General features: G+C 47.1%; 11 protein-coding genes and 1 tRNA gene. All 12 read right to left on the bottom strand.

Annotated elements, in window-relative coordinates:
* Positions 1–564 precede the first annotated feature (564 nt).
* A tRNA-Arg gene (locus tag JW984_16240) sits at positions 565–640 on the bottom strand.
* 81 nt (positions 641–721) lie between these two features.
* Positions 722–2458 carry an adenine deaminase gene (gene ade, locus JW984_16245; protein ID MBN1574747.1) on the bottom strand — a complete coding sequence of 579 codons (1737 nt, stop codon included), beginning with the start codon at positions 2456–2458 and terminating at the stop codon, positions 722–724.
* Between the two features lie 19 nt (positions 2459–2477).
* Positions 2478–3143, bottom strand: a complete 666-nt coding sequence (locus JW984_16250; GenBank protein ID MBN1574748.1) for a peptidoglycan DD-metalloendopeptidase family protein — start codon at positions 3141–3143, stop codon at positions 2478–2480.
* The gene (locus JW984_16255) at positions 3140–3613 is read right to left on the bottom strand and encodes a TIGR00725 family protein (protein MBN1574749.1); all 474 of its coding nucleotides are present in this window, start codon (positions 3611–3613) and stop codon (positions 3140–3142) included. The genes JW984_16250 and JW984_16255 overlap by 4 nt, the downstream gene beginning before the upstream one ends.
* Positions 3614–3622: 9 nt before the next feature.
* Positions 3623–4231 (bottom strand): DedA family protein, encoded by a 609-nt coding sequence (locus tag JW984_16260; protein ID MBN1574750.1) that lies wholly within the window; start codon positions 4229–4231, stop codon positions 3623–3625.
* Positions 4219–4872, bottom strand: coding sequence for a protein-L-isoaspartate(D-aspartate) O-methyltransferase (locus JW984_16265; GenBank protein MBN1574751.1), 654 nt, complete (start codon positions 4870–4872; stop codon positions 4219–4221). The genes JW984_16260 and JW984_16265 overlap by 13 nt, the downstream gene beginning before the upstream one ends.
* Entirely contained in the window at positions 4860–5600 is a 741-nt protein-coding gene (gene surE / locus JW984_16270; protein MBN1574752.1) for a 5'/3'-nucleotidase SurE, read from the bottom strand. Before surE ends, JW984_16265 begins: the two co-directional genes overlap by 13 nt.
* A gap of 165 nt (positions 5601–5765) precedes the next feature.
* A complete protein-coding gene (locus JW984_16275; GenBank protein ID MBN1574753.1) occupies positions 5766–6935 on the bottom strand; it encodes a glycosyltransferase family 4 protein in 1170 nt (389 codons plus the stop codon).
* A gap of 4 nt (positions 6936–6939) precedes the next feature.
* Complete coding sequence (locus JW984_16280; GenBank protein ID MBN1574754.1) at positions 6940–8118, bottom strand: glycosyltransferase; 1179 nt, start codon at positions 8116–8118, stop codon at positions 6940–6942.
* Between the two features lie 88 nt (positions 8119–8206).
* Positions 8207–9028, bottom strand: coding sequence for a sulfotransferase (locus JW984_16285; protein ID MBN1574755.1), 822 nt, complete (start codon positions 9026–9028; stop codon positions 8207–8209).
* Between the two features lie 52 nt (positions 9029–9080).
* Positions 9081–10115, bottom strand: coding sequence for a glycosyltransferase family 4 protein (locus JW984_16290; protein MBN1574756.1), 1035 nt, complete (start codon positions 10113–10115; stop codon positions 9081–9083).
* A gap of 365 nt (positions 10116–10480) precedes the next feature.
* Positions 10481–11974 (bottom strand): hypothetical protein, encoded by a 1494-nt coding sequence (locus JW984_16295; GenBank protein ID MBN1574757.1) that lies wholly within the window; start codon positions 11972–11974, stop codon positions 10481–10483.
* Between the last annotated feature and the right edge of the window lie 178 nt (positions 11975–12152).

Consider the following 12152-nt stretch of genomic DNA (forward strand, 5'->3'; position numbering starts at 1 on the left):
ATATATTTATCTCTTTTTAATTTGTTTTTTATGAAGCAAAATTAAAAAGGTAATAATACATTTCGACTCTTTTAACCTCACGCCCTTTTACTTCAGGATAATAGAGAAATAGGTTTTCCTTGTCAAGTATCAAATATCGCTCAAGATCCTAAATCTCCAACTTGAGTATCCTGCCGTGAAAATAACAAACGTTCCAAAAACCAATCCTTATAAATAACCATCCCTCTTAAATAATCCCATCCACAAAGAAAATCTCCGTCTCTCTCTATACATGACACCCCGGACTCTATACATGACACCTCGGATGGCCGAACTTTCATAATGCCTGTGGCGTTTATAATATGTTGATATTCTTCATATTTTCCATTTTTAAAGTATCATTATTAGTAATTAGTGTCAATGGAAAAAATGTTTTTATCAATATTATCTTAATTAATTTATTTTAATGAATCTGTTAGAGCAGACCATTTTTTGTCTTTTATGACCTTTTTTCCTTTTGTGACATATTTTCATACTATATATAAAATCAGGGATTAGAAATTCCTCTAATCCCCTTGAAATTTTTGGTGCCCCCGGCACGATTCGAACGTGCGGCCCCCGGATTAGGAATCCGATGCTCTATCCCCTGAGCTACGAGGGCAATATTTACAAACCTAAAAGAATAAAAATATCAGCTTAACGGCTTTTTGTCAAGAGTAATGTTGAAACAAGAACCTCTTTATTATAAATATAGGGGTACGATTTTAAACTCGGTCACATCAAAAAGACCCTTATCGGTGATCTTTAATTTAGGAATCACCGGCAGGGGCAAAAACGACAGCATCATAAAGGGAGTGTCTATGGCACAACCGACATTCTTGGACTCCTCAAGGTTCTTTTCAATTCTCTTGTCCACCTCGATGAGAGGCAGGTGGCTCATAAGCCCGGCAACCTCGAGCTGAAGCTCCGAGACTACCCTGCCCCCTTTGACAATCACCTGGCCGCCCTTCAGCTCCACTATACGCCTAACAGCAAGGTATATGTCGTCGTCGGCCACCCCGACGGAGATTATATTGTGGGAGTCATGTCCTATAGATGAGGCTATGGCGCCCTCTTTCAAACCGAATCCATTGACAAAACCGAGTCCGATGTTTCCAGTTCCTCTGTGTCTCTCGAATACCGCCACTTTCAGGATGTCCCTCTCAATATCGCTGACGGCAAAGCCGTCTTCGGCTTTGAGTTTCAGGTGGATTTCATCTGTGATGATCTGATTTTCGGCTATCTTGATTACCCTCGCCTCCCCTTCCTCCCAAGGGACTCTGATAGATTCAACGCCGACAAGGGAAACGTTCATGGTAGAAGCCGTATCGTAGTGTTGTTCCTCTCTTTCAAAGATCGCCCCTTTTTCATCGGCTACGAGCCTTCCGTTTTTGAAGACCATCTTGACGTTGAAATCCTTTAGGTTTTCAAGGACGATTATATCGGCCCTTTTTGAAGGCGCCAGGATACCGATTTCGGAAAGGCCGAAGTAGGACGCGGGGGACAGGGTAACCATCCTTACGGCTATCGTCGGGTCCAGTCCCAACGAGACCGCCTTTTTAAGGAAGTAGTCGATATGTCCCCTGTTTATTATATCGTTCGGATCGATGTCATCGGCGACAAATGTTGCAGATTGAAAATTCTTCTCGTTTATGAGGGGCAGGAGGTCTTCGAGGTTTTTGGCATGGCTCCCCTCCCGTATCATGAGAAACATCCCCTTTTCGAGCTTCTCCTTCCCCTCCTCGTACCTTGACGACTCGTGGTCGGAGCCTATACCCGCCGCGAGGTAGGCAGTCAAATCTCTTCCGGAAACGAGTGGGGCGTGGCCGTCCACCGCCTTTCCCGCCTCCTTTGCAAGCTTGATCTTTTTTAACAGCTCTTCTTCTCCATTGATCACCCCTGGGAAATTCATCACCTCCCCAAGGCCTATTACCCAGGGCTCATCGATAAGGGACTCCAGCTCCTTTGATGTCAGCCTTGCCCCCGATGTCTCCATCTCCGTTGCAGGCACGCACGAAGGTAGGGAGAAATATATGTCCATGGGGGTTTTTGCGGCGTCCTTCGCCATGAAGAGGATGCCCTCGGTTCCCATGACGTTTGCTATTTCGTGGGGGTCGGCGATCACCGTTGTCGTGCCCCTGGGGAGGACGCCCCTGGCGAATTCCGAAGGAGTGACCATGGAGCTTTCTATGTGGACGTGACTCTCTATGAAGCCCGGAGTGAGGTACATACCGCTGACGTCAATCACCTCTTTGGCGCTGTATCCTTTTGATTCGCTGCCGTCCACCACTCCCACAATCCTGTCGCGGTAGATCAAGATGTCTTTTTTTTCGACCTCCCCCGTAACTATGTTTACGACACTTCCACCCTTGAGCATGAGATCAAGTGGTCTCGCCCCTCTTGCGGCCTCTATCGTTTCTTTTAGCTTTACAATATACATAAAATATCTATCTCACGGCTCACGGCAGAAAAAAAAGCGGATTTCTCGCCACCCCGTCTTTGTGGACCTCGAAGTGAAGGTGCGGGCCGGTCGATTTCCCGGTGCTCCCCATAAGCCCGATAACATCCCCCAGTTTGACCGTATCCCCGGCCTTTACCTTTATAGCATTCAGATGGCCGTACAGCGTCTTGAAATTATCCGGGTGCTCAATGATAACCGTATTGCCGTATCCCCCCTTCCACCCGGCAAAGGACACCTTTCCCTCCCTCGGGGCCACGATAGGTGTGCCGGAATGTCCCGATATATCGATACCCTTGTGCATCCTGCCCCACCTTACGCCGAAGAGGGAGTATACAAGTCCGTCCGTGGGCCAGCCGAAGTATCCCTTTTTGACATTTATCTCCCCGACACTCTTTTCGCCCGGATATACCTTTACTTCCCTGGTCTTTCTTGCTCCGGGGATAAAGAGCTTTTGCCCTTTATAGATAAGGTTTGGGTCGTATATCTCGTTATATTCGGCGATGGTCTGCATCTCGACGCCGTAGGTCTTCGATATTCTCCAGAGCGTCTCCCCCTCCTTGACGGTATGGTAGACCCCCGGCCCCGTCACACAGGCTCCCAGTGTTACGAGAAGCGACATCAGGAAAACCAGGGAGACAGCTTTTATTCCGTACCAGTTTTTCATCGTAATTTCTTACTTAGTTTCTCAAAGATATATTTTACCGCCTCAGCCGGCGATTTGATTGACTTCACCCCATCGATCGTCTCCCACGGGGCAAATCCGCCCACGCATATCACGGGCTTTCCCATCTTGAGGGCAAGGGCAATCTCGCTCAATGTCCCCGGCCCACCGGGAAGGGCTGCGACAGCGTCCGCAGATTTGACGACGATGACGTTTCTCGCATGTCCCATCCCAGTGACGATAACGTGGTCTATGTATTTGTTGGCGCTTTTCGGGTCGTCGCCCGGTATGATTCCCAGGGTGGTTCCTCCCGCCTCCTTTGCGCCCATGGCCGCCGCCTCCATTACCCCCTTGAGTCCCCCGCATACCAGGACGCCCCCCCTCTTCGCTATCTCACCCCCCACCTTTCTTGCAAGCTCGTTTGTATTTTTGTCTTCCGTGCCGGAGCCCACGACCGCGATCTGTATAGCCATATTTTACACTTAAAACAAATACTTTATCACCAAAAAACCGAGGGCTATCAGGACGAAAAAGAGTATCGTCAGGAGGTTGAAGTATTTATCTATGAAGCTCTTTACCGGCTCTCCGAAGATGTATATCATTGTTCCGACCAAGAAAAATCTGGCGCTCCTGCTGACTATCGACGCCGCCAGAAATTTGACAAAGTTCAAATCGCAGGCTCCCGACGCGATAGTGAAGACTTTGTAGGGAATGGGCGTAAAGCCCGCCATCCCCACAACCCAGACGTCGTACTGCTTGAAGAGAGACTGGAGTTTGAAAAACTGCTCATGGTAGCCGTAGAAATCAATTATCGAAAACCCGATGACCTCCATGAACTTCAGGCCTATCAGGTATCCCAACGCCCCGCCTAAGACCGACGCCACTGAACATATTAATGCGAAATAGAACGACCTCTTCGGCATCGATATCGCCATCGCGATGAGGAGGACGTCAGGAGGTATCGGGAAAAAGGATGACTCGGCGAAGGCCAGTATGAAGAGGGCCCACGCGGCGTAAGGGGTCTCGGCCCAGTGGAGAACCCAGTCGTACGACTTTCTGGCCAAGTCGAAAATAAAATTCAATCCCGCCATCCGTATTCTCCTATCAGCTTTACGAACCTGCACCCCCCCAGGTTTTCCTTAACGAGCTTTCCTTTTTTTTTCATTACCTTTATGAGATCCTGGGATGCCCTCCCCCCCACCGGTATGACCATCCTGCCTCCCTCCTTTAACTGATCCGTAAGCGGTCTTGGGATATCGGGCGATGCCGCGGTCACGATAATCGCATCGAAGGGGCTTTTACCCGCCCATCCCGTGGTTCCGTCATCGACCTTTATCTCGATATTTGTGTAACCGAGCTCCTTCAAAAGCTTCTTCGTCCTCTCTGAAAGCTCCTTGATGCGCTCTACCGAGTAGACCTCCTTTGCGATCTCGGCGAGGATCGCCGTCTGGTATCCCGACCCGGTGCCTATCTCGAGGACCCTGTCATCCTCCTTGAGATCAAGCCCCTCCGTCATCAGGGCCACGATGTAGGGTTGGGAGATGGTCTGGCCGCTCCCTATGGGGAGGGGATAATCGTTATGGGATTGGGGCCTCAACGCCTCCTCCACAAAGAGATGCCGCTTCACGGTCAGAAAGGCGTTCAATACCTTCGGGTCCCTTATCCCCCGGGACTCGATCTGGGTTTTGACCATCTTCACTCTGTCCTTTTCGTATTTGTCTAAACCTTCCAATCCTTAAGTTCCATTATTGAGGAGTAGTTTGTCAGATCGAGATGTAGCGGCGTTATAGAGACATAACCGCTGTTCACGGCGAAAAAGTCGGAGTCTAAATCCTCTTCAACCTTAATCTCCTTTGATCCAATCGTATAGAACTTCACGCCCGAAAAATCCGTCCTCTCTTCCACGGCGCCGCTGTATATCCTCCTTCCCTGCTTTGTGATCATGTATATCGTCTCCCTCTCTATTATCCTGTCCGGAACATTGACGTTGAGCACCGTATCTCTCATTAATCCCCACTTCTGAACGTACTTGATGAGTCTTGACGCAAACTCCGCCGCGGGCGCAAAGTCCGAGCTGTTTCTCATCTCGAAGGAGAACGCTATGGAAGGGACCCCCAGAAGGAGTCCCTCCATCGCCGCGGAGACCGTCCCTGAATAGAAGATGTCTTCGCCGAGGTTTGCGCCGTGGTTGATTCCGGACAAGACGAGATCGGGCCTTCTCTTCAGGATCGAGTTCACGGCGAGGTTGACGCAGTCGGCCGGTGTTCCATCCACCGCAAAGTAGTTATTTGATCTCTGTCTAACGGTCAGGGGTCTCTTCAGCGTAAGGCTGTGGCTGGATGCGCTCTTTTCATCGGTGGGGGCTACAATAAATATCTCGTGATCCTCCTCCAATTTCTCGGCCAGTTTCTTGATCCCGGGGGCGTCTATTCCGTCGTCATTGGAAATGAGGATATTCAATACTCTTAACCTAACCTGTCTCTCGTTACATCTAAAGATTCCTGGTTTAAAAATTTATCATAAAAGAATCATCCAGTCAATCTTTTCTACAGAGGCTTTCAAAACGGTAGAAAAGATTTCTCGGATTTCAAAAAATCTCAATCAAAATTAGTTTTACAAATCGATTTAAATCTTTCTCCTCAGACTGTATATTTTCTCCCAGGCGCCCACTATCTCACCGACGTTTCTCTTGAAGTTGAAGGCCTCCTCAACGTGCCTCTTTGAGGCCCTTCCCATCCTCTCGGCCTTTCGGTCTTCAGAGAGGAGCTCGACCAGCCTTCGGTAAAGCGCCCCTTTGTCTCCCACCGGGATCAGGTAGCCGTTCTTGCCGTCTATCACAACCTCGCCCGAGCCGCTGACGTCTGTGGCTATTATTGGAAGCTCCGCCATCGCCGCCTCCTTCAGTACCTTCGCCGTTCCCTCGTAGTACGATATCAGCACGAAGACGTCGGAGAGCCTGTAGTAGTCTGTCAGCGTCTCGAACGGCAGGTGGCCGGTAAAGTTGACCCTGTCGTCCACTCCGAGGCTCCCTGCAGTCTTTTTCATCTCGTCCAAAAGGGAACCTCTCCCGACAACCACCAAGCGAGCGGATGGAAGCTCGTCTTTGAGCCTCTTCATCGTCTCAAGGAGGAGGGGTATCTCCTTTTCCCTTTCGATTCTCCCCACGAACAATATTACCTTCTTTCCCTTAAGGCCGTAGCGTTCCTTCAGACCGTCCTTGTTGAATTTTCCGGCCGGGAATTTGTCCAGATCGACCGACGGCGTAGCATGAACGACGCTTTCGGGCGCAATGCCGAGCCTTACCATCTTTTCCCGTATCAACCTGCTCACCACGCGAAGGCCGTCGGCCTTCTTTATCATGAATTTCCCGACGAAGTTCTTTACCCTGTTTACAGGGGATTCCACCAGCCAGTGGGGATTGTCGATATAGTCCCCGTGGACGTTACACACCCAAACGATACCGATCCTCTTTTTCAATATATAACCACATAGCCCGGTGGCGAGGGGGTCCTGAGTCACGACAACGTCGATCCCCTTCTCCTTTATGATGCCCTTCCCCAACCTAAGCGTATCAAGAAAATAGGTCAATTTATTAGCGGAGTTTGTGGGGTATACCGAAAAGTTTCCATTGAGAGTTTCCGAAAACCCTTCCCCCCTGGAAGTATATACTATAAATGAGAGGGAGGAGACTTCGTCCGCGTAGGCCCTGTGGCGGCGATAGGTGGGGTTTTCCCTGTCCCGGATCATGTCTTTATCCAGACCAATTATCAGCACGTTCAAATCTTTCGTAAGCATCCCTCTATACCGAAGAGTGTTTGCTCAGATTGTAAATCCTCTCCCACGTTGTGACTATATCGATAATGCTTTTTTCGTAGCTGAACTCCCTCAGAACCCGCTCCTTTACCGCCCTCCCCATCTTTTCGGCCATCTCTGGATTTTCGAGAAGCTCCATCACCCTTTCCGAGAAAGCCTCGGCATCACCGACCGGCACCAAAAAGCCGCTCCTCCCGTCGACTATGACATCGTCGGCTCCGCTCATCATCGTGGAGACTAGGGGGAGAGAGGCAAGAGCCGCTTCCTTCAAAACCTTTGCAGTCCCCTCGTAATTAGACGGGAGAACAAATATGTCCGACAGGGAATAGTAGTCTATCAGGTCGTCGAAGCGAAGGGGGCCCGTAAAACGAACCGACCCTTCCACCCCGAGGTCTGCGGCCATATCCCTCATCTCGTTTACCATCTTTCCCCCGCCTACGCATAAGAGGATTACGTCCCCGTGTCTTTTTTTTATCGACCTAAATGCCGCCAGCAGCATCGGCAGGTTTTTCTGCTTGTCTATCCTGCCGACGAACAGCAGCACCCTCCTCCCCTCAAGCCCGTACCTCTTTTTAAGAAGCGGTTTGTCCGGGGCGTCTTTCGGGATCAGATCCGTTTCGACAGCCGGCGTTGCGTAAAAGACGCGGTCTTTGTCCATTCCCATGTCGATCAGGTTTTTTTTTATGAGACTGCTTACGGCGCGGACGCCGTCCGACCTTTTTATTAGAAATTTTCCGAGTATATTCTGAATCCTGTTAAAAACGGTTTCGGAGAGCCAGTAGCGATTTTCCAGATAGTCGGCGTGTACGTGGCAGGCCCAGGGCATCCCGTACCTCCTCTTCACCAGATATGCAACCAGTCCCGTGGCGAAGGGGTCCTGGGAGGCGACCATGTCGATCTTTCTTTCCCCCTCGATGATCCCCCTGCAGAGAATGTAGGCGTCCCTGAAGTAGTGGAGCCTGCTCTTGGAGTTTGTGGGATATACGTAAAAAGCTTTATCCGAAGATTTTTTAAAGTCCTCCCCCGCAAGCGAAAAGACCACAAAGGAGAGGGAGGCGATCCCCTCCGAGTACGATTTGAGACGCCTGTAGGAGGGGCTGTTTGTATCTTCGGGGACGTTCCTGTCGAGTCCAAGGAGCAGGACGTTCAGATTATTTCTCTTCATAATCACCGGTCGATATTGAAAAACTTGGTAAGTCAATAGAGCACTTCTTGTGGCCTCGGCATTAACCTCGTCTTGCGGATTCAACTCTTTAAATATCCAAGCCGTACAGTCTTTTCATCTCCGCTATGGTTTCAAGATGGAGAGATTTTGTTATCTCGTCTTGGGTCTTTTCATTAAAGTGCTTTTGAAATTTCGAATCCAGCATTTTCGGAGACTCCAATTTTCCATACCAGGCCGAATCACTAATTTCCAACAGCTCCTTTGCGGTTTCCGTCATAATCTCGACTCTTGGACTATATTGTATCCCGATTTTTTCGCATAAGGATTTCATGGTTGATCGGGTGTTTTTTATCAATTGGTCATAGAATACAAAATAGTGTTTTGGCTTGTTTATATACTTTCTCGATACCTTGATGTATCTGTTCCAGTACCTGACGTTGTATTTCGGGTTTCTCTGTTTATAAAAAAACTCCGGTAGCTTGAAAGACCTGTCGTACATGGAGGCCACCACCTCACGGCCGTCACGAATAATATGAATTATCGAATAATCACTCACGTATTTTTCGATAAATGGGATGAACCGTATGTGCATAGGGGACTTCTCAACCCAGATATCCTTTTTTGCCTCTATCGCAAGTCTATCAAGAATCGAGATGAAAGACCCTATCGCCCTTTTTATAAATATAGGCCTTTTGGGATATGAAACCATCATGTCTTCTCTTCCGATTCTTCTTAAAAAACGCTCCATGGCCCAGTGGGCCCTCTTCGTCGAAAATCCCAGATACGCAAGTGGCCTCTTCTTGATCCCGATAGTATTTATTAAAAACGACGTTTCCGGGAATGTGTGGATACGGGGGTGACCCGCCAGAAGCCCCTGGAGGAGTGTCGTCCCTGACCGGGAACACCCCACAATAAAAATCCTCTTATCTATTTTTTCTATATTTTGCGACATTTCTAACCAATCAGTACAGAGATAAAATCTTTTCCATCAACGTGTCGAGGTTGTGGTGTTTCACGACGATGTCTCTCAAATCCCTTCCTATCTCCACAGCCTTGTTCTCATCCAATTCCATTAATTCGATCAGATTCTTCAGCTTTTCTGCGAGGTCTTTCGGGTCTCCTGGTTTGTATATCAGATACTCGGTCAGCTCCTCCCCAAGATGATCGTTAAATGTGTCGGTACACAATACTGTGATTGTTTCTGTGGCCAAAGACTCCAAGACCGCCTTGCCCGCACCCCCCTTTGACTGCATATTTACAAATACCGAGCTTCCGTTTAGAATTCCCGGAACCTGGTCGTTTGATACTTCGGGGAGAAAATCGACCAAATCCGAGATTTTTAAACCATCCGCCAATTTAAGCAACTTCTCCCTGTATTCCTTGCTTTCGGGCGTGGGAGAAGAGCCGATTACTTCAAGCTTCCAATCCCTTTCCCTAAGCGTGTCCGCGATGAGATGAATAGACCTTATGAGCGTTTCGTTGTCTTTAACGGAGGTCACTCTCCCTATCGTGACGATCCTCTTTCTCCTCTTGATCTTACTATCCCTTGAAAATTTTACAACATCTATACCATGGCCCAAGACCCTCTTTTTTCTGGAATCTATATTCAGGCTCTCTTCGGAAGCGGTGACCATAACGTTTGACAGATATGAGTTGAGCCTAATCGTGTTATTTATATTCATATGGGCCACCCAAGAGATTACCTTGACCCCATATATATAGGCAACCGGAACAGCCAGGATGGAATAGAGCGAATTCATGTGTCCAAAAAAGCCGTCCACCTTCCCCATCAACTTAAACAATAGACGATAATAGTTAAATAGGAGTCTGACCCTGCCGTACCCCTTCTCCTTTCCAAGGGAGAAATGCTTGAAATTCTTTGATCTAACGGTCACATCGTAAGCCTCTAGGCATATGAAGTAGAGAAAATCCACCTTTTCCGCCAACACCTCCGCCCATCGTTGGGTAAAGCTGCCCACCGGATCTTTAGAGTCCAAAATCCTGCTGACCATCAAAATTTTTTTTGCATCGAATCGTTTTTCCCTTTTCATTTCCCAAAATATACTGGCGTCATAAAAAAATCTTTTGTATGACAGAAAAAAGGTATTTCAAATAATTAACCTTCTTGATGCAAGCCACTTCGGAAATGTAAGAAAACCAAAAAAAATTTAGATTTATTCGGCATGCCTAATATTATCGTTGTCTTTCCCAAATCCGTCACTGAAAGCATCATTAATCCCATTTGGCTGTGCCGATTCATAAAAAACTCATTGCCTGACAGTATTGATCGGAACCTTATCCTCCCTTCCCGGGTTTCCTTCATCGGCACGCGGACATATAGATACAAAATTTGTGCTCCTTTTTAAGCGGGAGTTAAATCCAGCTTGCGATAATATTTATCGATATGATTCGCCAAACCGTTTGCAAGGTTCTTCAGATTCTCCTCGCTCATCGAAAAGTGATTACAATTATAGGGTGCAAGGGGTATCCCAAGGTATGATTCTTTTATGTTTGCGGTGATATATTTTAGCAGCAATTCTCTGTCGGGCATGTAATCTTTGATTGTGTCGGATATCACAAACGGCATCTTCGTATAATCCGTTACGTGTTTGACAAGGTCAAATGTGTTATAAAAGACGTTGCCCAATGTAATGACCGGCTTTTCCCAGATGATCGCCTCCCATCCCACAGTCCCCGTAATCGTAATTACTATTGAAGAATTTAGTATTAGATCCTGGGTATTTTCCCACGGCGATAAAAGCCTGACGTTGGCGTTCCTTTTCAATTCCCTGTAGTATTCAAGCTTTCTCCGCCCGATATTTGCCGGGTGTTCTTTTACGTATACAAAACAATCTATGGGAACGCTCTTTGAAATATTGTTTATTATTTCAATCTGGTCGAGGAAAAAAGGGGCCCAAACGAGTGTGGACGCCTCGGGTTGAACGTGAAGCGGGAAAAATACATACTTTTCATCATAGTTCGGCTTGTCAAAAATATTCAGCTTCTTTACCAATCTTCTTCTCGTCTCAACTTTAAGTCTGTCAAAAGTGTATTCGAACGGCATAAATATATTTCTCTCCCTGAGGTGTGAAGTCTTGAAAAGACCGAATCTGTAAATCTGATAATACAATCTCAAAAGAGATCTTATTCTCGGAATTATGCTCTTCTGCCTTTTTATATTCAGATTTGCATAGGTTACAAAAAGACCCTTATTTCTGAACGCACTCAAGAATTCAGAAGCGGTTTTTCTCTCGGATTCCTTCAAGCCCTTCTCTTTCAATTCGCGAAAGGCATCGTCAACCTTTTGCCACTGATTTTTCAATCCACGATGAATGACAAAGCGATCTGGAACCTTTGAGTTGTACAGGATCAAGTTTGGTATGTTATTGACTTCGGCCACCCTGTTTAAAACGACCAGGGAAAGTGAGGCAACACCGTAATTGACAATGAAGTCCGGCTTGATCTCTCCAAATATCGACTCATACAACTTAGTGTAGCATTGAAACATCTTTAGTTCTTCTTCATGGCTGAATTTTTCAGCCCTCCTCACGCTCGGCCAAAAGATATTTAAATTGGGTTCTCCATACTTTTCTTCTATTTTCTTGATATATTCAATGTCTATTTCCTCATCTCTCCACTTTATGAGATCCAGCTCCAAAATATTCTTTTCGGGCACTCCTTTTGATCTAAATAAGTGGCGGTTCTTTTCATTGAAAGAGAGGAAATAAGATTCAATATCCACCCTGTCTTTAAGGGCGTTCGATAATCCCCACGAGAGTTCATCAAAACCGCTGACACCTCCGGTAAAAATTATCTTTAAATTTTTTCTGTCGCCGGAGGCAACCTTTTTTGCCATCTTATAAACCCTTTTTAAAAGTTGATTGAGCTTTATAAACTTACCATTGATTATGCATAATATAGGACTTTACGAAATATTGTAAGGAACCATGAAGTGGACCCAATATGGTAGACAGTGAAACGGGGGTTTTAAGGTGGATCATGCGGCCTGTTTCCCCCGTTGGTTTTTAAAATAT

Source organism: Candidatus Zymogenus saltonus (assembly GCA_016929395.1).
Classification (GTDB): Bacteria; Desulfobacterota; Zymogenia; order Zymogenales; family Zymogenaceae; genus Zymogenus; species Zymogenus saltonus.